At 69.9% G+C, this 21,217-nt stretch carries 22 protein-coding genes and 3 pseudogenes; 13 read left to right on the top strand and 12 right to left on the bottom strand.

What is annotated here, in order from left to right; genetic code table 11:
* Positions 1-80 precede the first annotated feature (80 nt).
* Positions 81-1,772 (bottom strand): DHA2 family efflux MFS transporter permease subunit, encoded by a 1,692-nt coding sequence (locus ACYVF7_RS02510; protein WP_460334204.1) that lies wholly within the window; start codon positions 1,770-1,772, stop codon positions 81-83.
* An 89-nt stretch (positions 1,773-1,861) separates the two neighbouring features.
* On the opposite strand from ACYVF7_RS02510, the gene ACYVF7_RS02515 reads away from it, so the two are divergent.
* A complete protein-coding gene (locus tag ACYVF7_RS02515) occupies positions 1,862-2,815 on the top strand; it encodes a helix-turn-helix transcriptional regulator (RefSeq protein ID WP_460334207.1) in 954 nt (317 codons plus the stop codon).
* Here ACYVF7_RS02515 and ACYVF7_RS02520 read toward each other — a convergent pair.
* Positions 2,805-3,710, bottom strand: coding sequence for an N-acyl homoserine lactonase family protein (locus ACYVF7_RS02520; protein ID WP_460334210.1), 906 nt, complete (start codon positions 3,708-3,710; stop codon positions 2,805-2,807). The two genes, ACYVF7_RS02515 and ACYVF7_RS02520, sit on opposite strands and share 11 nt — an antisense overlap.
* Before the next feature lie 150 nt (positions 3,711-3,860).
* Here ACYVF7_RS02520 and ACYVF7_RS02525 point away from each other — a divergent pair, with 150 nt between their 5' ends.
* Positions 3,861-4,331: a MarR family winged helix-turn-helix transcriptional regulator gene (locus ACYVF7_RS02525; protein WP_460357755.1), complete on the top strand. Its 471-nt coding sequence runs from the start codon at positions 3,861-3,863 to the stop codon at positions 4,329-4,331.
* A gap of 57 nt (positions 4,332-4,388) precedes the next feature.
* On the opposite strand, the gene ACYVF7_RS02530 is transcribed toward ACYVF7_RS02525, so the two are convergent.
* Positions 4,389-5,501: a hypothetical protein gene (locus ACYVF7_RS02530; RefSeq protein WP_460334213.1), complete on the bottom strand. Its 1,113-nt coding sequence runs from the start codon at positions 5,499-5,501 to the stop codon at positions 4,389-4,391.
* 10 nt (positions 5,502-5,511) lie between these two features.
* A complete protein-coding gene (locus ACYVF7_RS02535) occupies positions 5,512-6,108 on the bottom strand; it encodes an RNA polymerase sigma factor (protein ID WP_460334216.1) in 597 nt (198 codons plus the stop codon).
* Between the two features lie 451 nt (positions 6,109-6,559).
* Between ACYVF7_RS02535 and ACYVF7_RS02540 the strand changes: the two genes are divergently transcribed.
* Positions 6,560-9,163, top strand: coding sequence for a tetratricopeptide repeat protein (locus ACYVF7_RS02540; RefSeq protein ID WP_460334219.1), 2,604 nt, complete (start codon positions 6,560-6,562; stop codon positions 9,161-9,163).
* A 14-nt stretch (positions 9,164-9,177) separates the two neighbouring features.
* On the opposite strand, the pseudogene ACYVF7_RS02545 reads toward ACYVF7_RS02540, so the two are convergent.
* The 3 genes and pseudogenes from ACYVF7_RS02545 to ACYVF7_RS02555 all read right to left on the bottom strand — a co-directional run.
* Positions 9,178-9,492 (bottom strand): annotated as a pseudogene (locus ACYVF7_RS02545) (pyridoxal-phosphate dependent enzyme); the annotation flags it as partial.
* Positions 9,493-9,501: 9 nt separating this feature from the next.
* On the bottom strand, positions 9,502-9,981 hold the full coding sequence (locus ACYVF7_RS02550) for a carboxymuconolactone decarboxylase family protein (protein WP_460334224.1): 480 nt from the start codon (positions 9,979-9,981) through the stop codon (positions 9,502-9,504).
* A 90-nt stretch (positions 9,982-10,071) separates the two neighbouring features.
* Positions 10,072-10,290, bottom strand: coding sequence for a hypothetical protein (locus ACYVF7_RS02555; RefSeq protein WP_460334227.1), 219 nt, complete (start codon positions 10,288-10,290; stop codon positions 10,072-10,074).
* A 28-nt stretch (positions 10,291-10,318) separates the two neighbouring features.
* On the opposite strand from ACYVF7_RS02555, the gene ACYVF7_RS02560 reads away from it, so the two are divergent.
* Both ACYVF7_RS02560 and ACYVF7_RS02565 read left to right on the top strand, forming a co-directional pair.
* Positions 10,319-10,831, top strand: a complete 513-nt coding sequence (locus ACYVF7_RS02560) for a DinB family protein (RefSeq protein WP_460334229.1) — start codon at positions 10,319-10,321, stop codon at positions 10,829-10,831.
* 271 nt (positions 10,832-11,102) lie between these two features.
* Positions 11,103-11,513, top strand: a complete 411-nt coding sequence (locus ACYVF7_RS02565; protein ID WP_460334232.1) for a hypothetical protein — start codon at positions 11,103-11,105, stop codon at positions 11,511-11,513.
* Between the two features lie 50 nt (positions 11,514-11,563).
* Here the strand turns inward: ACYVF7_RS02565 and ACYVF7_RS02570 are convergent, their stop codons facing one another.
* Together ACYVF7_RS02570 and ACYVF7_RS02575 are read right to left on the bottom strand one after the other, a co-directional pair.
* On the bottom strand, positions 11,564-11,659 hold the full coding sequence (locus ACYVF7_RS02570) for a DUF397 domain-containing protein (protein WP_460334235.1): 96 nt from the start codon (positions 11,657-11,659) through the stop codon (positions 11,564-11,566).
* A pseudogene (locus ACYVF7_RS02575) lies at positions 11,656-12,458 on the bottom strand (helix-turn-helix domain-containing protein). Before ACYVF7_RS02575 ends, ACYVF7_RS02570 begins: the two are co-directional and overlap by 4 nt.
* A 180-nt stretch (positions 12,459-12,638) precedes the next feature.
* Between ACYVF7_RS02575 and ACYVF7_RS02580 the strand changes: the two are divergent.
* From ACYVF7_RS02580 to ACYVF7_RS02605, 6 genes and pseudogenes are all read left to right on the top strand, one after another.
* Positions 12,639-13,082 carry an ATP-binding protein gene (locus tag ACYVF7_RS02580; RefSeq protein WP_460334238.1) on the top strand — a complete coding sequence of 148 codons (444 nt, stop codon included), beginning with the start codon at positions 12,639-12,641 and terminating at the stop codon, positions 13,080-13,082.
* 236 nt (positions 13,083-13,318) lie between these two features.
* A pseudogene (locus ACYVF7_RS02585) lies at positions 13,319-13,983 on the top strand (DUF4097 family beta strand repeat-containing protein).
* A 152-nt stretch (positions 13,984-14,135) separates the two neighbouring features.
* Positions 14,136-14,954 carry an alpha/beta fold hydrolase gene (locus ACYVF7_RS02590; RefSeq protein WP_460334241.1) on the top strand — a complete coding sequence of 273 codons (819 nt, stop codon included), beginning with the start codon at positions 14,136-14,138 and terminating at the stop codon, positions 14,952-14,954.
* A 250-nt stretch (positions 14,955-15,204) separates the two neighbouring features.
* On the top strand, positions 15,205-16,197 hold the full coding sequence (locus ACYVF7_RS02595) for a zinc-binding dehydrogenase (protein ID WP_460334243.1): 993 nt from the start codon (positions 15,205-15,207) through the stop codon (positions 16,195-16,197).
* A gap of 66 nt (positions 16,198-16,263) precedes the next feature.
* Positions 16,264-16,605 carry an EthD family reductase gene (locus ACYVF7_RS02600; protein WP_460334246.1) on the top strand — a complete coding sequence of 114 codons (342 nt, stop codon included), beginning with the start codon at positions 16,264-16,266 and terminating at the stop codon, positions 16,603-16,605.
* A gap of 124 nt (positions 16,606-16,729) precedes the next feature.
* Complete coding sequence (locus tag ACYVF7_RS02605; protein WP_460334249.1) at positions 16,730-17,725, top strand: RNA polymerase subunit sigma-70; 996 nt, start codon at positions 16,730-16,732, stop codon at positions 17,723-17,725.
* On the opposite strand, the gene ACYVF7_RS02610 is transcribed toward ACYVF7_RS02605, so the two are convergent.
* A complete protein-coding gene (locus tag ACYVF7_RS02610; protein ID WP_460334252.1) occupies positions 17,715-18,293 on the bottom strand; it encodes a helix-turn-helix domain-containing protein in 579 nt (192 codons plus the stop codon). The genes ACYVF7_RS02605 and ACYVF7_RS02610 overlap by 11 nt on opposite strands.
* A gap of 102 nt (positions 18,294-18,395) precedes the next feature.
* Between ACYVF7_RS02610 and ACYVF7_RS02615 the strand changes: the two genes are divergently transcribed.
* Positions 18,396-19,049 carry an SAM-dependent methyltransferase gene (locus ACYVF7_RS02615; protein ID WP_460334255.1) on the top strand — a complete coding sequence of 218 codons (654 nt, stop codon included), beginning with the start codon at positions 18,396-18,398 and terminating at the stop codon, positions 19,047-19,049.
* A gap of 35 nt (positions 19,050-19,084) precedes the next feature.
* A complete protein-coding gene (locus tag ACYVF7_RS02620; protein ID WP_460334258.1) occupies positions 19,085-19,591 on the top strand; it encodes a DinB family protein in 507 nt (168 codons plus the stop codon).
* Between the two features lie 39 nt (positions 19,592-19,630).
* On the opposite strand, the gene ACYVF7_RS02625 is transcribed toward ACYVF7_RS02620, so the two are convergent.
* Positions 19,631-20,122 carry a tetratricopeptide repeat protein gene (locus tag ACYVF7_RS02625; protein WP_460334261.1) on the bottom strand — a complete coding sequence of 164 codons (492 nt, stop codon included), beginning with the start codon at positions 20,120-20,122 and terminating at the stop codon, positions 19,631-19,633.
* Positions 20,123-20,206: 84 nt separating this feature from the next.
* A complete protein-coding gene (locus ACYVF7_RS02630; protein WP_460334264.1) occupies positions 20,207-21,097 on the bottom strand; it encodes an NmrA/HSCARG family protein in 891 nt (296 codons plus the stop codon).
* Positions 21,098-21,217: the final 120 nt, after the last annotated feature.

The raw sequence follows: 21,217 nt of genomic DNA on the forward strand, positions 1-21,217 counted from the left end.
AGACGACGGCGCGCCCCCGGTCGGGTGACCGGGGGCGCGGGCGTTCCGGGATCGGTCGCCCGGCGGACGCCTCCGCTGGATCAGGCGGGGGCGGCCTCCGCGCGGGCCTTGCGCGGGAGCAGGAACCCGAGTCCGAAGGCCAGCGCGATCAGCCCGATGGTGACCAGCGCCGTCGTCCCGGCGGCGTCGAGGGAGTCGCGGCGGTGGGTGTCCAGACCCGCCGTGGTCAGCGCCCGCACGACCGCCGGTGCGGCCGGGCCGGTGGTCCGGCAGCTGGCCGGAACGGTGTCCGGGTCCTTCTCGGCCTCGCGGTCCTGCACGCAGGTCCGGACGCCCGCGACGATCTGGGCCTGGGCCGGGGCGGGCACGCCCGCCTGGGTCAGCGCGGCGCGCAGCCGGGGCGCGGCCGAGGCGTCGAAGTTGTGGTGCGCCTGCGAGCCGAGCAGCCCGAAGAACAGGGTGCCGATGACCGCGACGCCGAGCGACATGCCGAGCTGCTGGATGGCCTGCAGGGCGCTGGACGCCGAGCCGACCTCGTGGTCGGCGACCTCGCCGAGGATGATGTCGAACATCGGCACGAAGATCATGCCCATCCCGACGCCGCCGACCAGCAGCGGGGCGATGAAGTCGACGCTGGTGAGGCCGGGCCCGACGTACTGGAAGACGCCGTAGAGGACGGCCAGCCCGGTGCCCATGCCCGCCAGGCCGATGTGCAGGAGCCGCCGGCCGAGCTTGACCATGAGCATGCCGCTGATCGCCGAGCCGATCATCGCGCCGAACGCCCAGGGCGCGGTCGTGAGGCCGGCGCGCAGCGGGCTGTATCCGAGGCCGACCTGCATGAACACGCCGAGAGTGAGGAGCGTGCCGCCCATCGCCCCGGTGAAGGCGATCGCGAAGACGACCCCGGAGGCGTACGAGCGCCGGGTGAACACGCCGGGCTCGATCAGCGGCGTCGCGCCCACCCGCTTGCGGCGGATCTGGTACGCGGCGAACAGGGCGAGCACCGGAACCGAGCACGCCAGGAGGACCTTGGTCCACATCGGCCAGCCGAGCTCACGGCCCTGCACCAGCGGGAAGATCAGCATGAAGGTGCCGGAGGCGGCCAGGGCGACGCCGGGCAGGTCGAGCCGTGCCGAGCGCACGGCGGGCGGCGTCGCGGGCAGGAACCGCGCCGCGACCGCCAGCGCGAAGGCGCCGATCGGGACGTTCACCAGGAAGATCATCCGCCAGCCGGTGCCGAACAGGTCGGCGTGGATCAGCGTCCCGCCGATGATCGGGCCGAGCACCGCCGACAGCCCCATCACCGGGCCGAACGCGGTCCATGCCTTCTTCATCTCCTCCGGCGGGAACAGGTCACGGATCAGCCCGAACCCCTGCGGCAGCATCACCGCCCCGAACGCGCCCTGCAACACCCGCGAGACGATCAGCATGGTGGGGGAGACCGCGGTCGCGCAGGCCACGGAGGCGACCGTGAAGCCCGCCACGCCGATCAGCAGCATCCGCTTGCGGCCGAACATGTCGCCGAGCCGCCCGCCGATGAGCAGCATGACCGCGAGCGCCATCGTGTAGCCGGCCGCCATCCACTGCAGCGTCGCGTACGATCCGCCGAGGCTCGCCCGGATCGCCGGCGCCGCCGTGTTGATCACGGTGCTGTCCAGTAGGTCCATGACGCTCGAGGCGAGGACGGCGGAGAACGCGAGCCACCGCCAGCGGTACGGCGCGGCGATCTTTTCGTCGGCCGCCCTGGTCGGGGATTCGAGGATTTCGGTCAAGGCCATCTCCTGTGAACGAGGTCGATGAACAAGACGTTAGAGTCCATAGCGGCCACTTCTTGACCGCAATGACCGGAACCCTGAAAGACATGGCGAACACGAGCTCCCGCACCCTCCGGCTGCTGTCCCTCCTGCAGACCCACCGCTACTGGCCCGGCCCGGAGCTGTCCGACCGGCTCGGAGTCTCTCCCCGTACGCTCCGCCGCGACGTCGACCGGCTCCGCGAGCTGGGCTATCCGGTCGTCGCGCACCGGGGGGTGGACGGCGGCTACCAGCTGGCGCCCGGGGCCGCGCTGCCCCCGCTCGTCGTCGACGACGAGGAGGCCGTCGCCCTCGCCATCGGCCTGCGGATGGCCGCGCAGGGCGCCGTCGCCGGCATCGAGGAGTCGGCGGTCCGCGCCCTGACCAAGGTCGTCCAGGTGATGCCGCCCCGGCTGCGCCGCCGCATCGACGCGCTGCGCGCGGTCACCGTCCCCGCGGCCTGGGGCGCCGGCCCGACCATCGACGCGGACGTGCTCACCGCCGTCGCCCAGGCCTGCCGCGACGAGGAACGGCTGCGGTTCTCCTACCGGGCCCGGGCCGGCGAGCAGTCCGCCCGCCACGTCGAGCCGCACCGCCTCGTCTCGCTTGGCCGCCGCTGGTACCTCGTGGCGTACGACCTGGGCCGGCACGACTGGCGCAGCTTCCGCCTCGACCGTCTCTCCGACCCGGGCAGTACGGGCGAGCGGTTCCGCCCCCGCGACCTGCCCGCCGAGGACGCCGCGGACTTCGTCCGGGCGGGCATCGCGACCATGCCGACGACCTACGCCGTGGAGATCATCGTGCACGCCCCGGCGGCCAAGGTCCGCGCCACCGTTTCCCGCTGGGGCACCGTCGAGGAGATCGCCGACGACCGATGCCGCCTGCTGATGACCGTCGACGGCCTGGAGTGGCCCACCATGCTCATCGGCGCGACCGGCGCCGAGTTCGAGATCGTCGGCCCGCCGGAGCTCACCGACTTCGTCCGCGAGTGGGGCACCCGCTTCCTCCGCGTCACCGGCTGACGCCACGCAGCGCCGACACCGTGGCCGGAGCCTCCTCGGCGAGCGCGGCGGCCAGACGGTCACCGGCGGCCGGATCGTGGGCGGCGAGGACGACCAGCCCCGGGAACCGCGATCGGAGCTCGTTCACCATCCGCGTCGCCGTGCGCATGGCGCGCTTGTCTCCGACGCCTGGAAGCCTGCCGTCGGCGAGCAGCCGGTCGTCGTAGGTGAGGTCGCCGACCATGAGCAGCGGTGCGCGCCCGGGCCGGCGGACCAGCATCGACAGGGAGCCGGGCGTGTGGCCCGGCGTCGGGAGCAGCACCAGGCTGCCGTCACCGAACAGGTCGTGGCCACGGGTGAACGGCGCGAGCGCGGGCTCGGCGAGACCCTCCATGTCGGTCAGCTTCCACCGCAGACCCGGGAGATCGATGTGGCCGGGCATCAGGCCACGAGCCTCCGGTAGCGGCCGGTGCAGGGACTCCCACTCCGGGCGGCTGACGACGATCTCGGAGCGGCCGAGGACGGGCAGCCCGCCGATGTGGTCCTGGTGCAGATGGGAGATTACGGAGGTGTGGACGTCCTCGACCCGGTGGCCGAGCCCCCGCAGCCCGGCCGCCAGGGTGTCCTCGGGGCCGATGTCGAACTTGGCGAGCCGCGAGTAGACGAGCCCGTTGAAGCCGCCGGGGAAGTAGTCCGGGTCCGTGACGGAGGCGCGGTCCTGGCCGGTGTCGAACAGGACGAGGCCGTCGCGGTGCTCCACGACGTAGACGTTGATCGGCCGGGGGGCGGTCCAGCGGCGCGAGGAGAACAGCCAGACGTAGGTGTTCTTCCGTGTCGGGCCGACGTGCTCGGGGCGGATGGCGACGGTGCCGGTGCTGATGACCGATACGGCGCTGATGGGGTCGGAGCTGCTCATGATGTTCCTCCGTGAGGTCGATTACACGACATTAGATGACACGACATCTAGTCTCGTCAAGCGTTTCTCCGGATTAGTTGTCGTGTCATACGTGTCGTGTAACCTGACTTCGCGGAGGTTGGCGTACCGAAGAGCGGGGGCGTGCACGACATGAAGCCGATCGAGGAGTTCCGCTACCTCATCCTCGCCGTGCAGCGAGAGGGGAACCGCCTCCTCGGCGCCGCCCTGCGGCCTCTCGGGCTCACCCCGTCCCAGGCCGAGGTCCTGCGGGTCCTGCACGACCACCAGCCGCTCACGCTGTCGGCCCTCGGGCGGCTCCTGGTGTGCGAGACCACCGCGAGTCCCAGCCGCCTGGTCGACCGGCTCGTGGCCCAGGACCTCGTCGAGCGGACCACCGATCCGGATGACCGCCGGTTCGTCACCCTGACGCTGACGGCGGAAGGACGCCGACTCGAGCGGGAGATCGTGGCCATCGAGGACCGGCTGTACGCCACCCTGGAAGAACTCATCGCAGGCCGGTCGCTCGAAGAGCCGCTGGCCTTGCTGCGCAGCGTGGCGGACGCCTTTCCGTCCGGCGAGGCCCTCGCTCGCCGCAGGGGTGACACCTCGCCCGCCGGCTGACTAGGCGAGCACGGCGATGCCGGTACCGCCCCTTGTGCGCGGTACCGGCATCGGAGATCAGTTGATCGGGTTCGGGGTCCAGCTCGCCGGATCAGTGCCGAGAACGGTCATCCGCTGGTAGAGGCCGACGACTCCGCCGGTCTTGTTGAGCTTCGCGAGCACCGCACCGGACGCGGTGATCTCCACGTCGAAGCCGTTGTCCCCGTAGACGTACAGGAGGCTCGGCGTTCGGTACGCGGGGTGCCCCTTCAGCTTCGTGTTGGGACGCGGAAGACCCTTCATGGCCTTTCCGGGACCGCCGGGGACGGCGGTCCCGATGGTGCCGTTCGACTTGTCGATGCTGATTTGCAGGTCGGACGACGGACCCCCAGAGTTGTAGCCCACGATGGCGCCGAGTTCACCGTGCGCGCCGTTGTTGAGCACCGTACGATCCGGGCTCAACCCGCCGGGCACGCCGCCGATGTGCAGGGGCATCTCGATCGGCCGGTTGTCGCCGAACTTCGCCGACTTGGCGATCCTGTACGCCGTCCTCGTCAGCTCGGCGCTGCTTCCGCGCAGCTCATCGCCCTGGAGGTCGGCCCAGCTGTTCGGGGCGTACTGCCAGCGCAGCTCGAACGACGACTGCCCGGACGGGCTCGGTTTGTAGATCCAGTAGGCGGAGTGACCGTTGATGGACGCGGCGGGGATCCGCTTGGCGGGGACCTTTCCGGGGAGATAGCCCAGGAACGGCTCCTTGCCGCGTTCGTACGCGGTGAGGGTCACCGAGGCGCCGCTCTTCGCTCCTTCCTGCGCGATGACCTGGAAGAACTTCTCATTCTGGTGGTCGGCGACGTAGCCGTTGGCGTGCATGCCGCGGGGCAGCCAGCCGAAGGTGGCGCGCTCCACGAGCGGGTCGCTGTACTTGGCCGCCTCCGCGGCGGGAGTGCCGTGCACGGTGACGGGGGAGACGCCCGCCTGGGTGGCCACGATCGCGATGCCGGCGGCGGCCGCCACTCCACCGGCGAGCAGCATGATCCGGAAACCACCGAAACGCCGGCGGGTCTGTACGGCACGCCGCGCCCCGGGCTCGTCGATGGCCGCGATGAGCCGCTTCTCGCCGGCGTCGAGGCGCTGCCGCGACGGGATCGGCGCGTCGGCGCGCATCGTGCGCATCACATCGAGGTCGTTCACGGTGGGTACCTCAGCCTTCATCGGAGATGGTCATGGGGTTTCCGTCGCCGAGTGCGGCGCGGACCTTCTTTCGAGCCCGATGCAGCCGTGATCGCACCGTCCCGACGGAGATGCCCAGCGCCTGAGCGGTCTCCTCGTAGGACAGATCCGCCCAGGCCACCAGCAGCAGAACCTCCCGGTGCGGTCGGCTGAGACCGGCGAGGGCGGTCGCGAGCGACTGGTGCATTCCAGCCGCGACCACCCGGTCGTCGGCGCCCTCCAGCTGACCGCCGTAGGTCTGCACCACAGGGTCGGCGCCGCTGCGGGCGAACGCCCGCAGCATCCGGGTCTCCTTGCGGTGGTACTGGGCCATCACGTTGGCGGCGATCCCGTACAGCCACGGCCTGGCGTCCGGCCGCCCGAGGTCGTACTTCCGGCGTTTCTCGAACGCCCGGTAGAACGTCTCGGCGGTGACGTCGTCGGCCATGTCGTCGCCGAGTCTTCGGGCGACGTAACGACTGATATGAGGGGCGTGCCGCCGGTACAGCGCGGCGAAGACCCCGGGCTCTTGCCAAGACTGCTCGATCACAGCGGCGTCGCTCACGCCCTGTCGGGTCGTCACAGTCATACGGCTCCCGTCTCTTGCAGCCGGTGTTCCGGCCGTGCGCGGTGTGCGCTTCAGTCGTTTTTCACCGACTCCGCGAAACGGGTTCCATCCGCCCAAGAGGCCATGTTCCACCGTCGACGACCCCGACTCGGCCCGGCGACGTACCGCCGCCGAGCCGATCCGACCACACGCCTGGAACATGGTGTCGTCGTTGGCCGATACCGCGCGCTTGATGCGTTGTCGGTCGCATTTCACGCTGGTATCGGACGGATCCCCGCAGATCTACATGGGTATCCGAGTGGCCACTGGTCACCCCCCGGGGAAGACGGAACCATCAGACGTGGGATGACGTCAGGTGCGCGGAGGGCCGCATGATGGCGAGTCGGAAGAGAGCCTTGGCCTGGTTCGGAATCGCCGCCGCCGGCGGCTCTGTCGGGCAGGTCGTGACCGGCGACGATGGCGAGGTCGCGACATGAGTCCGCTGTTCCGGCGCTCCCGCGAACAGGAGGCACTAGGAGATCGTTCGGTGGCCGCCGGGGGGAATGTGGGCCAGGCGGTGACCGGCGACGGTGCCGTCGGCGTCGGATCCATCAATGTCGATGCGACCGTCGTGATCGGCACGCTGCCGGGGCCCGGCGATCCGACGAACGATCCGCCCAGAGTGCGGCTCAACCCCGATGGCACGGTGCCGCGCGTCCGTGAGGTCGGCCTCGAGGAGCTCAGGATCCACCCCGCCGCACGCGCGGACGGATGGCGACAGGACCGGCAGCCATCGTACGTGCCCCGTGACTGTGACGAGGAGCTCGAACGTGCGCTGGCGGGCGGCGGCCTGGTGATCGTCGAGGGCCGGTCCGCGGCGGGTAAGAGCAGGGCCGCCGCCGAGGCTGTGAACCGGGTGGCGTCAGACCGCCTGCTCTACGTGCCCGAGGATCCGGCCGCGCTGTCCGCGCTCGCCGGTCTTCGCGGCGGCATCCGGGATGCCGTGATCTGGCTGGACGACCTCGAACGTTTCTGCGGCGCCCCAGGGCTGAACCTTCACCTGATCCACCGGCTGTGCCCACCCGGCCGGAACGACGTCGTCGTGCTGGCCACCCTGCGGTCGGAGGCCCGCGGACTGGTGGAAAGGCAAGCGGGCGCCCACCTGCTGGAAACGGCCATCCTCGTACGACCGCCGTTTCAGTTCAGCCCGGCCGAGCGCGAGAGGGCCGAGCAGAAGCGAGCCGATCCGCGTATCGCCCGATGGCTCGACCGTGGCGGTGACACCGGCCTGCCGGAGTATCTGGCGGCCGGCCCGGCGGCCGTACACCGATGGCAGTCCGGGCGGAACGGCGCTCAGTTGGTGGGGGCGGCGCTGGTGTCGGCCGCCATCGACTGCCGCCGTGCCCACTACCTGAAACCTCTTCCCCGCGCACTGCTCGTCTCGCTGTACCCGCACTACCTCGACCGGCGGGACAAGCACCGTACCGACCTCCCCGAGCTGGAGGAGAGCCTGGAATGGGCGGTGGCGCCGGTCAACGGCGCGAGCTCCTGCCTGATGCCTGTGGGAGATGAGCGATACGACACCTTCGACTACCTCGTGGACCACGTGCAGCGCGACTCCGCGTCACCACCGGTCCCCACGGTCGTATGGGAGGCGCTTCTCGACCATGCGGAGGGTGCCGTGCTCACCCCGGTGATCGTCGCGGCGATGCACGACGCGATGCGGACGGGTCGGCTTGCGCTGATGGACCGCGCACTGGTCCGCTACGCCCAGGACGCGGGATTCGGAAGCGTCGCGCGGCAGGTGACCATGATGATCCTGGGGTCGTCGAGCACGCAGGAGGGGTACGACTACTCGAGCCGGCTCAAGCGATGGCTCCGACCGTTCGTCGAGGCCGGCGACAGCCTCGCGATGGCCGAACTCGGCGCTCACCTGCTGGCGAACGGGGAACCCGAGGAGGGCGAGGCGTGGATGCGCCGTTCGGCGGCGGCCGGCAACGACCCGGCGGCGGTGGACGTGGCGATGATGCTGCATGAGAACGGCCGATCCGCGGAGCTGGACGCCTGGCTGGACGATGCCGTCACCGGTGGCAGGGGCGGGGTCGTCACGGGGTTCGCCTCGTGGTTGTCGAGCGAGGGGAATGCCGCGGAGGCGGAACGACTGCTCCGGCGCGCCGCCGACGCGAACTGCACGCCCGCGATCCGACGTCTCGCGCAGCGCGCGTGGGAGCGTGGCGCCCTGGACGAGGCGAAGGAGCGGTACTGGCAGGCCGTCCGGCTGGGCGACCCGGACGCCATGGTCGAACTCGGCGTCCTCTACGCGACGAGCGAAGAGCCGGAACAGGCCGAGCGGCTGCTGCGCTCCGCCGCCGCGGCCGGCCACGTGATCGGCATGCATTACCTCGGCGTGCTGCTCTCCGAGGTGCCCGAGAAGCGTCGTGAGGCCGAGGACTGGTTCCGCCGCGCGGCCGACGCGGGCCACCGACCGGCGGCGGTCGGGCTCGCGCACCTGCTGTACGAGCGGCAGGACGCCGTTGGCTTGACCGAGTGGCTGGAGCGCGCCCGGCAGGATGCCGACGGTGGGGAGGCGGTGGAGGAATTCGCCGCCGTCCTCGCCCGCTCGGGCGACGGGCAGGCCGCCGAACGCTGGTTCCGGCACGCTGTGGACCTCGGTCGAACGCCGTCGATGAACGCGCTCGGTGGTCTTCTCCATCAGCGTGGCGCGACCGAGGAGGCGATGAGCTGGTTCCGCGATGCCGCCGACCGCGGCCATCTTCCGGCCAGACTCAACCTCGGTCTCATTCTCCGCGACACGGGGGCCTTGGAGGAGGCGGAGGACTGGCTCAGGGAGGCCGCTGACACGCTCGTCACCCCCAAGCTCGAGGAGCAGCACACCGCGAGAGTCATGGCCATGTTCCACCTGGGGGACCTGCTGGAGCGGCAAGGCTCGGCCGCCGAAGCCGAGCAAAGGTATGAGTTCGCCGCCGAATGGGGGCACGTGGACGCGATGAGAGCACTTGCCCGGCTCCTTTCCCGGAGCGGGCGGGAAGAGCAAGCCGCGGACTGGCTTCGCCGGGCGTCGTCGGCACGGACCTGACAGAGCCTTTCCCGCGTACGTGGGCCATCGCCCGGGATCATTCCGGCGCGGTACGGGCGCGGCATCGATCCACGCCTCTGCGCGGCCGTCTCGGGCAGGAAAGCGGTCACCGGAACTCCGGACCACCGGGCCGCCCAGGCGAATCCGAGGTCGGCGTTGCGGCCCGTGGAGGTGACGATCCCGGCTGCGGGCACGGTGCCCGCAGCCAGGCGCGCCGCGACGAAGTTGGCCGCACCACGGGCCTTGAAGGAGCCGGTGTACTGCATGAACTCCAACGCCAGGTGCACCCCGCCGCCGAAGACGTCCGAGTCGGCGGGAACGACGGTGATGGGGCGGTCTCAGTCCCGCCACTGCTCCGCGGGGGACTTGCCGGGGAGCGGTCGGCCGATGAGGGCGAGCGGGACGAAGAAGCCGACCTGGCCGATCGCGATGGCCAGTGCGGCGAGAGCCTTCTCGTCGTAGTGCTTGGACGCCAGGGCGTAGAGCTCGTCGGAGACGCGCTCGCCGCGCGGGTTCGGCGTGTACACGGCCTCGGCCAGTGCCAGCGCGGCGCGCTCGGCCTCGGTGAAGTACGGCGCGTCCTTCCAGCTCGCCACGGCGGTGATGCGCTCTTCGGACTCCCCGGCCCTGCGCAGGCTGCCGGTGTGCAGGACGGTCAGGTAGGTGTTGCCCACGATCTGGCCGACGCGCAGTTGCATCAGGCTGATGGTGGTCTGCGGGACCGTACTGTTCCCGGTGGCCTTGAACAGGGCTCCGGTGACGGCCCCGAACTCGGGGACGAGCTTGACGGGGTTGGGCAGTCGCGACTCGGTGGTCATGACGGGTTTCCTTTCAATGGGTTCCGCCGCTATGACGGATCTCGGAGGATGGATGTGACGGTTCGAACGACTTTTGTCAGTCGTCGTCGGTCACGGCCCCGCCGGTGCGGACAACAGTGCGGCGGCGAACGCCAACGCCGCGGCGGAGACCGGATCGTCGGACTCGCCGGCGCGGGCGCGAGCGGCTTCCGCGGCGCTCAGCCCGTCCCGGTTGACGCCCAGGTAGGTACGGGCCGACAGGCAGTAGTCCGACCCGTACTCCTGGGCGACCAGCATCGCCTGCGGTGCGCCGCAAATTTCATTCGACACCGCGTTCAGGCTGCGGGAGGCTGCCGCGATGACACGTACCGATACGCCTCCCACCTGGGACGAGCGCACGCAGCTGACCACCTTCCTCGACTACGCCCGTGACACGGCACGAGCCAAGTGCGAGGGACTGTCCGCGGAGGACGCCCGCAAGGCCCCGCTTCCGAACTCGCCGCTGATGTCGATGTGCGGCCTGATCGGCCATCTCCGCTGGGTCGAGTACCACTGGTTCCAGGTGATGTTCCTGGGCGAGGAGCCCGAGGGCCCCCTCACCGAGGCCACCGACGAGGACCCCGACCCCGAGATGCGACAGGCGCAGGACATCCCTCTCCCTCGCCTTCTCGCCGAGTACGAGGAGCAGAGCGCCCGCTACCGCCGCCTGGTGTCCGACCACGACCTGGACACGAAGGCGAGCCGCCCCCGCCGAAACGGCAGCCACGCCGACCTTCGCTGGATCGTCCTCCACCTCATCGAGGAGATCTCCCGCCACAACGGCCACCTCGACATCGTGCGCGAACTCGTCGACGGGCGCACGGGCGCCTGAATCGGCCCTGTTCCGGCACATGCCGATTTTGACGTACGCAACCCGGATGGCCGTAACCGGTCGGTGCGTCATGTGGTCAACTGAGCCCATTGCCCGGAGTGTCGCCGCCTGTAAGGATCGCGACTGATCAGATACTAACAAGTGTCTGGCTTTCCCGAAGAGGCGCGTGATGAAGCTTTCGGTTGCTCTTTTGGGTGCGCTACTGACGTCCATTTCCTTGGCGCCGCAGGCGGCGTCCGCGCGGCCCCTGGCCGGGACGCAGACCGTCTGCATGACCTCTCCGACGCCCACCGGCTGGGTGGTGACCGGGTACAGCGACTGGTACGCCTGCGGCACGCCGTCCAACCCGTACTACAACGCCAAGGCCATCATGGACACGACGGGGACGGCGGCCGGCGGCACGGTCCGCGCCTGCATGGCCCCTGCGCCGACCGGGTTCTACGCGACCGCGTACTCCTACTCGTTCTCCTGTGAGATCACGAAGACGCCGAGCGGGCAGTTCAACAACCAGGCGACGTACACGAACCTCAACGGCCTGCCGTCCGGCTTCACGACCACCATCTGCGGGATCCAAACGGCACCGTCCGGCTGGGTGCAGGTGGCCATCGCCCAGAGTTACCTCTGCGTCTACTCGCGCACGGGCGGCGTCGGCGACAACGCCATCACGATCCGCAAGCTCTGACCCCCGGCCCTCAGGCACCCCCGGCGGTGCCTGAGGCGAAGGGATCGCTTTTACGGCCGGGCGGCGACGACGGCGACTTCGACGCAGGCGCCGCCGTTCGCACCGGAACGGCTGGACTTACGCCACTCGGAGGTTATGAGTCTCACAGTTCCTCCCGAATCTGCCGGATGAGGTCCAAGGACGCGGACACCGGCAATGCGAAGACGCGGAGTGCTTCGTACGCTTGAGACATTGCTTTGACGAGGTCCGGTTTTTCGTAGAGATGTCCGGTTGCCGGATCTTCACTGTAAGCGATGTCGGGGGTGTCGTCGAAGCTCAAGATGATGAAGCTTGAGGTCAATCCCGGGTGGGCGCCGGTGGCGTGGGGATCACCTGAATGTTGACTCCGGGCTGTTCCGCGAGTTCGGCCAGTCTTTCGAGTTGAGCGCGCTGCGTCTCCTTGCCTCCGACCTCCCGATGAAGTGCCGACTCGTCTAGCACGGCTCCCAGGCCGGGCGGCTTTTCGCGGGTGAGGATTTCCTGACGTTCGATGCGGGCGGTGACCAGGTCCTCGATGACCTCGGGGCGGGCGGCTGGTCGTCCCGCTCTGAGCAGGGCGCGGGCATACTCCGGCGTCTGGAAGATGCCTGGGACCACGACGACATCCCACATATGGACGCCAGAGGCCTGGCGTTCGGCTTCGGCGAAGCGGGCGAACGACTGGACCGGGTGGGTCTCGTGTTTGAGGAGGCCGTGGAGCACCATGAGGCCTCCTCCGGTCTTGAGGGCCTGGTCGCAGCGTTCGACGAAGTCGCGGCGGGGGACCTTCTGGGCGGTCTCGACGTTGCTGATCATCCCCTCCGAGTAGTTGATCAGCTTGGCGAGGTGGCCCTGGGTCATGTTGTCGGCGGCGAGCCGGTAGCGGCGTAGTTCGGAACCGAGCGCGATCAGCGTTGGACTGCGCATCTATGTCCCTTTCTGTACTGCTTTCCGGGGGGTTCGCGGAGCCTCACTTCAGTGCATCCCGAATTCACGAAGTGAAAGCCATTCCGTGCTGGGTATCGATGCCAACACCGAGCGTAGTTATCGATGGTCAGGATGGTGGCGAATCGACGGAATCGGAGATCTCGAGGGGCGGTGCGGGGCATGCGTCGGGTAGAAGAACGTCGTATCGCATGGGAGCGCGGGGAGATAAGGGGAGTACTGCTGGGGGAGATACGACTCCCGATACGACCCGAATCGGCGACACCCGCCCGCCGTTTTCTCACGGCGGTCTCTCTCGCGTGGGGAATCCCCGAAGCCGCCGACACGGCCGAACTGCTCGGCTGCGAGCTCGTCACCAACGCGGTCCGCTACGCCGCCGCGATGCCGGGGTCGACGCTGCGGCTCCTGCTGATCCGGGACGGCGAGCGGCTGCGCGTCGAGGTCCACGACCCGTCCACCGAGCCTCCGGCCGCCAAGGACCCGGCGCTCGACGCCACGAGCGGACGCGGCCTCCTCATCGTCGGCGCGCTGTCCTCCGACGCCGGCTGGCACCCCACGGCGCACGGCAAGGCGGTCTGGTTCGAGCTCCTGCCCCGCTGGCCCTGACCGTACGACCGGCCGCTACGTGACCTCGTCGAGGCGGTCGGCGTAGCGTTCGCCTCTCAACCATTGCAATGATCGAACATCCCTCATTGCGTTAACTTCAAATCCGTTGCAACAGTTTCTGGCTTCTGACCTGCTTATATGTCATCTTCACGCAATGGAGATGTTGCCGAACTTTGGAAAGCAACGTAGCGTTTGCGTTGTTCGAAACAACGAGCCACAAGCGCAAGGAGCACACGATGCAGAAGTTCGACACCGCCGCCCCGATCACCGCCGTCCTGAACATCTCCGCCGGACGTGTCCAGGTCATCGCCGCCGACCGCGCCGACACCACGGTCGAGGTCCTGCCCGCGAACGCCTCCAAGAGGCGCGACGTCCAGACCGCCGAGCAGACCACGGTCGACTACGCCGATGGCGTCCTGCGGATCCACACCCCCGAACCCAAGAACCAGTACTTCGGCCCGTCCGGGGCCATCGAGGTGACGGTCAAGCTGCCCGCCGGCTCCGCGTCGAGGCCAAGACCGCCGCCTCCGAGCTCCGCGGCGTCGGCCGCCTGGGCGACGTCGCCTTCGACGGCGCGTACCGCCAGATCAAGCTCGATGAGGCCGCCAACCTCCGCCTCACCGCGACCGACGGCGATGTCGAGGTCGGCCGACTGCGTGGCTCCGCGGAGATCAGCACGGCACGGGGCGACATCCGCATCGCCGAGGCCACCGGCGGCAAGGTCGTGCTGCGCACCCAGTCCGGCGACATCTCGGTCACCGCCGCCACCGGCGTCTCAGCCTCCCTGGACGCCGGCACCTCCTACGGCCGCATCACCAACTCCCTCAAGAACGACGGCGCCGCCGAACTCGACATCCACGCCACGACCTCCCACGGCGACATCACCGCCCGCAGCCTCTAACGAAGCAGAACCAGGACCATCCGGCCGGGCTCACGGCGATCGAGATCCTGTCGCTCGTCGCCGACGGCCCGGCCGTCCGTCCCGGGGCCTGCGATCCACGTGCAGGCCCGGAGAAGTCGTTCAAGACGCCCCAACGCGACCAGGTGGAACCCATGACGAAGAACAGCACTTCCTCGACCAGTTCGCAGTGGACCGGCATGGTGCCGGTTGACGACACGGCCCTGGCCGTCGCAGACACCGGCGGCCCCGGCATCCCTGTGGTGTACCTCAACGGCCAGTTCGCCACTCAGGGGTACTGGCGGCGGGTCATCGCCGAACTCGGCAGCGACTACCGGCACATCACCTACGACGAGCGGGCCCGTGGCAGGAAATCGAAGCGTTCGGCCGACTATTCCTTCGAGGCCGCCGTCCGGGATGTCGATGCCGTTCTCGCTGCCAGGGGTGTGGACCGGGCGCTGGTGGTGGGCTGGTCCTACGGAGCGGTCGTCGCGGCGCACTGGGCCGACCGGAATCCGGACCGTACCGTGGGCGCGGTCCTGGTCGACGGCGCGTTCCCGCACGACTGGCTCGACGAGGCCATGGAGCAGCGGATCCGGAAGCTGTTCCGGCGGATGGGCTGGTTCACGCCGCTGCTGCGCCCGACGGGCCTGACCCCGCGGATGACCGCCGAACAGCAGGCCGACAGCAACATCGAGCTCGGCAGGCTCTCCCGCGAGCGCGAGCTGGGACCCGTGCTGGACGACATCACCGTCCCGCTGCGGTATGTGGTCGCTTCGGGGACGTCCCTCGGAAGCCGCGGTGACGAGCAAGAACAGATCCGCGCCAGCCTCGATGCGGTGACCACCCGCAACCCGAACATCAAGATCAGTGCGAAGACCGCCAGCAACCACGGTGCGATCCTGCGTAAGGACTTCCCGGCCGTCGCCGAGGCCGTACGCGAGGTCGCCGCTCTCGACCGCGGGGGGCTCTGACGACACGACCGGCGGACTGAGGACGACTACACGCCCTCGCCACCATCGTCCAGATCCCCGCCAGGTACGCCGCGGCATGGATGACGCGGACCGACCGGCCCCAGGTCGGGCGGCTGCCGCGTCCGGAAACGGTTCGGCAGCGGCCGATTCCTTTTCGCGGTGGCCGGGATCTACCTGGTGGGAGGCGCGGTCCGCGCGACGGGCCGGTCGGTCTCTCTCATGTACGCCGAGAAAGAAAGGCTGATCGCCGATGAGCATTCCCGCGACCATGCGCGCACTGCGGCAGACCTCCCTCAACGGCCCGCAGGACATGCGCCTGACCACCGACGCGCCGGTGCCGAGCCCCGGCCAGGGCGAGGTCCTGATCCGCGTCACCGCCGCCGGGGTCAACTTCGCCGACATCTCGAAGGCCCACGGCACGTTCGCAGGCGGCCCGCGGCCACCGTACCTGGCCGGTTTCGAAGCCGCCGGTGAGGTCGTCGCAGTGGGCGAGGCGGTGACCGGCCCGCGAACGGGGACCCGCGTCGTCGGCGTCGGAGACGGCGCTTTCGCCGAGTACATGGTGCTGCCCGCGGCCGCGGCGATGCCGGTGCCCCCCGGCTGGACGGAGCAGCAGGCACTGGGCCTGGTCGTGAACTGGCCCACCGCGCTGGCCGCACTCAAGCCTCTGGGCGGCATCACCGCAGGGCAGACCGTGCTGATCCACGCCGCGGCGGGTGCGACCGGCCAGGCCGCGGTCACCATGGCCAAGCACTACGGTGCGACGGTCATCGCCACCGCCTCGCCGGGCAAGCACGAGACGGTGCTGGCGTTGGGCGCGGACCACGTCCTGGACTCCCTCGACGGCGACATCGCCGCCGAGGTGTCGCGGCTGACCGGCGGCGCGGGCGCCGACGTGGTGCTGGAATCGGCGGGCGGTGCCACCTTCGAGGCCAGTCTGGCCGCGGCCAAGCGGGTCACCGGCCGGGTCATCGTCTACGGCGTGGCAGGCGGCGAAGCCCCGATCACCAACTGGGAACTGGTGTACAAGCACCAGGTCCACATCATCGGCCTCAACATCGGCGTGCTGATCCAGGCCGCACCGCAGATCTTCGGCGAGCTGATGGGTGAGCTGTCCGCGCTGATCGCGGCCGGCGTGCTCGCCCCCAGCCTGCCGACCGCGTACGAACTGGCCGACGGCCCGAAAGCGCTGACGGAACTGGAAGCCAGGGCCACCGTCGGCAAACTGGCCCTGCTGCCCTGAGAAAACCCTCTGGTACCGAGCCGGTGACGCCGCACACCGGAGGTTCTCATGACAGGAGCTGAACAGATGACCGCAACCGTGGACCCGGCCGCTGAGCAGATGGCGCGATTCGTCGTGCTGTACGACACCCCGTCCGACGTCGACGCGTTCGAACGTCACTACAACGACGTCCACATCCCGTTGGCGAAACAGTATCCGGGCCTGCGTCGATACACGCGCAGTCATCAGCCGGCAGCCGTGATCGGCGAGCCGTGCTACATGGTCGTGATGCTGGACTGGGACGACATGGCCGCGCTGGAAGCCGCGCTCGGGTCCGAGATCGGCCGGCGCACCGCTGAGGACGCCGCGGCGAACCTGGCCCGCTACGCGACCTTCCGTGGCATGATCCTGCAACTCGACGAGGTCTGATCGTGGACGCCGCCGCCGCGAGAGGGTCCCGCATCGTCGACAGTGGCCGAGACGGGGCCTGGCATCGTCGGCGGCGTCCGCACGTGGACCACGCTCAGACGTGCCGCGGTACTAGGCTCCCAGCGTGACATCGGAACTTCGGCCGGCACCGAATCACGACCGGTTCACCGCCGAGACCGAACGGTTCCGCCGAGAGCTGTTGGCGCACTGCTACCGCATGGTCGGCTCGGCGCACGACGCCGAGGACCTGGTGCAGGAGAGCTACCTGCGGGCGTGGCGGTCCTACTCCGGATTCGAGGGCCGGGCGTCGATTCGGTCCTGGCTCTACAAGATCGCCACCAACGTCTGCCTGAAGGCGTTGCAGCCGCGCTCGATCCGGGTGCTGCCCTCAGGGCTGGCAGGCCCGTACGACGGACCCGATCGCCCGCCGAGTCCCGTCGCGCCGGGCGAGGTCTCGTGGCTGGAACCGCTGCCGGACGCATGGACCGCCCCGCCCGCCGACGATCCGGCCGCGGTGGTGATCGAACGCGAGTCGCTGCGGCTGGCGCTCATCGCCAGCCTGCAGCACCTGCCCGCCCGCCAACGCGCGATCCTCATCCTGCGCGAGGTGCTGGCGTTCTCCACGGCCGAGACCGCGGAGATCCTCGACACGACCACGGCGGCGGTCAAGAGCGGTCTGCAGCGCGCCCGTGCCCGGCTGGACGAACTGGCGCCAGAGCCCGCGGAACTGCTCGAACCGACCGACCAACGGGCACGCGCGCTGCTCGACGGCTACATCGCGGCCTTCGAGCACTCCGACGCCGGCCTGCTGGAACAGGTGCTGCGCACCGACGCCACGCTGGAGGCGACGCCGTTCCGCGACTGGCAGGCGGGCCGGGCGATGTGCGTCCACATCCTCGACGCGTACGTGCTGGGCACACCGGGCGATTGGCGGATGATCGCCACCGCGGCCAACGGCCAACCCGCCGCCGTCGTCTACCACAGGGACGCGGACGGCGCGCTCCGAGCCGACGGCGCCGTGGTGCTGGCCCCCACCGCCGCCGGCGTCTCCCGCGTGGTCAAGTTCCACGATCCCGCGCTGGCCGCGACGTTCGGCTTCCCCGACGTGCTCACGCACTGACACCACGGACGTGGGCGCGTTCGCCTTGGGGTCCGAACAGGATGAGCAGCTCGACGGCGCGTCCGTCGGCCGATCCCAGCCAGTGCGGCAGCCTGGTGTCGAACTCCGCCGCCTCGCCCGGCGGAAGGACCAGATCCCGCTCACCCAGCACCAGCCGTAGCCGTCCGTTGAGGACGTAGAGCCACTCGTACCCGCTGTGGGTCTGCAGCGTGCGTTCGGCCGGCCCGTTGCGGCTCGGGATGAGCATCTTGTACGCGTGCACCCCGCCGGGCCTGCGGGTGAGCGGGATGAAGGTCATGCCGTGACGGTGGATCGGGTGCAGATGGATCCGCGGGTCACCGGTACGAGGGGCGCCGACGAGGTCGTCGAGCGGGACGTCGTAGACGCGGGCCAGCGGCAGCAGCAGCTCCAGGTTCGCCCGCCGTCTCCCGCTTTCCAGGCGGGACAGGGTGCTCTCCGAGATCCCGGTCGTCGCCGTGAGTTCGGCCAGGGTGATCCCGCGCTGTCGGCGCAGCGCACGCAGCCGCGGCCCGACCGCGTCCAGCACGCTCTCGATCTCCGCACTCATGCCCCCAGTCTTGCCGATTCGGCAAGTTCTCGTGCCATCGGCGGCGGCTCCGGGTGAGGGTGGTCGCCGTACCCGACGACCGACACGAGGGAGAGATCACCAATGGGCCCGGACTGCACCGGCACCACGCCGGGCGTCGACGCCGCCCGCTTCTGGGACGAGCACTACCGCGCCCCCCGGCCAACCGCGACCGGCCGGGCGAACCCCCTGCTGGTCGAGATCGCAGAGCGTCTCACCCCGGGCACCGCCCTGGACCTGGGCTGCGGGGCCGGCGGTGACGCGCTCTGGCTGGCCGATCGCGGGTGGCGGGTCACCGCGGTCGATATCTCCGCGAACGCCGTACGTCGCCTCGCCGAGAACGCCCAGGCGCGCGGCCTGGACGCACTGATGTCGGTGGAACGCGTCGACCTGGCCGAGGCCTTTCCCGAGGGCGGCTTCGACCTGGTGTCCGCCCAGTACTTCCAGACGCAGTTCGCGTTGCCCCGGGCCCGGGTTCTGCGCACCGCCGCGCACGCGCTGCGCCCCGGCGGGCGGCTCGTGGTCGTCGACCACGGCTCCACGGCACCCTGGTCCTGGAACCAGGACCCTGGAATCCACTACCCCACACCGGACGAGGTGTCCGCCGAACTGGCCCTCGACCCGGCCCAGTGGCAGGTCGAGCGCGCGGACATGCCCCGGCGGCACGCGAAGGGACCGGACGGCCAGACCGCGACCGTCGTCGACAACGTGCTGGTCATCCGCCGAACGGCCGCCTGACCTCCCGCCCTGCCCCGTGATCCGAGAGGACGACCATGCCATCAACGCGCCGCCCCACCGAGCACCGCCGCGACGCCGGCCCCCCGAAGACCGGACCGGGGGAGAAGGAGGTGCTGCTGGGCTTCCTCGACTACCTGCGCGCCTCGGTCATCGCCAAGACGGACGGCGTCCCGGAACCGCAGGTCCGTACGCCCGGCGTGACCTCGGGCACGAACCTGCTCGGCCTCGTCAAGCACCTCACCCACGTCGAACGCCACTGGTTGCTCGGCCACCCGACCACCGACTGGGAAGCCACCTTCCGCCCGGAACCGGACGAAAGCGCCGACGACATTCTCCGCGCCTACCGGGAGACCACAGCCCGCGCGAACGAGGTGATCGCCGCCTGCCCCGACCTCGCCACGGCCGCACCGCGCCCCGGCGGGCGGCCCGGCCCGGCACCGTCCCTGCGCTGGACCCTCACCCACCTGATCGAGGAAACCGGGCGCCACGCCGGACACGCCGACATCCTCCGCGAACTCATCGACGGCGCCACCGGACGCTGACCCACCCGTATCGATCCCGGATCCCCTGGACTCAACCGCCTAAAGGATCTCGTCGAGGTTGTCGGCGTAATACTCGATGGCTCGGCGGTACGACTGGACTCGGGGGTCGGCGCTGGTCGCGGCCAGGACCTTGAGCAGGCTCCCCACCGCGTCGCGGGACGCGCCGAGGTTGTACGAGGTCATGGCGAGGAAGACGGTCAGCGCCGCGTCCCCCGGAAACTCCTCCAAGCCCCGGCGGAACGTCGTCGCCGACGATTCGTAGCGGCCCAGCACCCGGTACGTACTGCCCAGGCCGAGGAACGCCCCGTGCCGGTCCTCGGCCGACAGGCCGGAACCGCTCAGCGCCCGCTCGTAGAACGGGACCGCCTCTGCTTCCAATTCGAGGACGTCGTGCGCCCACGCGGTCTGATAGGCGATCTCGGCGTCGTCGGGATACCGCTCCGCCAGGGCCAGCAAGCGCGCGCGAGCCTGCTCGGCCTGCCCCTCCTCCCGGAGCCGTACGGCCAGCGCCAACGCCGAATCACGTTCCATATCGACGCACGCTGCCAGCCGCCGTCTTCCAAGGCAAACCGCGGCTCGGGCCGCCGCCGCGCAGGGGGCGGTGGGCGTGCCCGGTCAGGCGGGTAGGGAGTCCAGTTGCGTCAGGAGCCGGGCCTTGCCCGTTCGGTCCAGCCAGGTGCCGAAGTCCATGAGGCCGGGGTGCGCCTGCCGCAGGGGTGCGACGTCGGTGTCGAAGAAGCGTTCGTTCGCCCAGGTGAACACCTTGGCGGCCGCAGGGGCACGCTCCCAGAGCGTGTCGAGCGGAACCTGGGTGTGCGGTATCGGGCGGCCGGCCGCCGTGCTCAGCGCCGCGGCCATCTGCGGGGCGGTCAGCCTGTCCCCGGTGATCTCAATGGCCTTGTTCAGGTATTCCTCCGGGTTCGCGAAGGCCAGTGCGGCGAACGCTCCGATGTCGTCGATGGCGATGAGCTGCATGACCAGGTCGTCGTGCCAGGGGACGTTGAGCGAGCCGTTCTGGAAGAACCGGGCCGGGCTGGTGAAGTCCTCCATGAACCCGGCGGGGCGCAGGATCGTCGCGGGGAGACCCAGGTCGCGAATGTGTGCTTCGACCTGCCATTTCTCGATCGGTCCCCAGCCCCGCTCGAGGTAGAAGCCGTTCTGGCTCTCGGCGCCGCCCACCGAGGAGTAGACCAGCTGCCGCACGTTCGCGGCCTTGGCGGCGTCCGCGACGTTCTTGCCCTGGGCGAGCTCGCCTGAGTTGGCGGACTGGACGCTGTAGATGCCGTACGCGCCGCGCGCCGCAGCCGCGACGGAGGCGTAGTCGTCCAGGTCGCCGCGGACCAGTTCGGCGCCGGCGTCGGCGAGCGTGACGGCCGCCGGCGAGGTCTCGTCTCGTACCAGGGCGCGGACCCGCCAGCCGGCGGCGAGCAGGTGGCGGGCGGTGGCGCCGCCCTGGTTCCCGGTGGCGCCGGTGACCAGGACGGTCCTGTCGGTGGTGGTGTTCATGACTCGCTCCAGTTTGTACGGGGTGCCGCTGTCTCGCCGTGACCATATGACGATTTTCGAAAGTTGGTCAACAACTAAGTGAAGATTGACGCGATTCGCCATCTGGTCATATGGTCCGCG

It is taken from the genome of Actinoallomurus acanthiterrae (genome assembly GCF_054775715.1).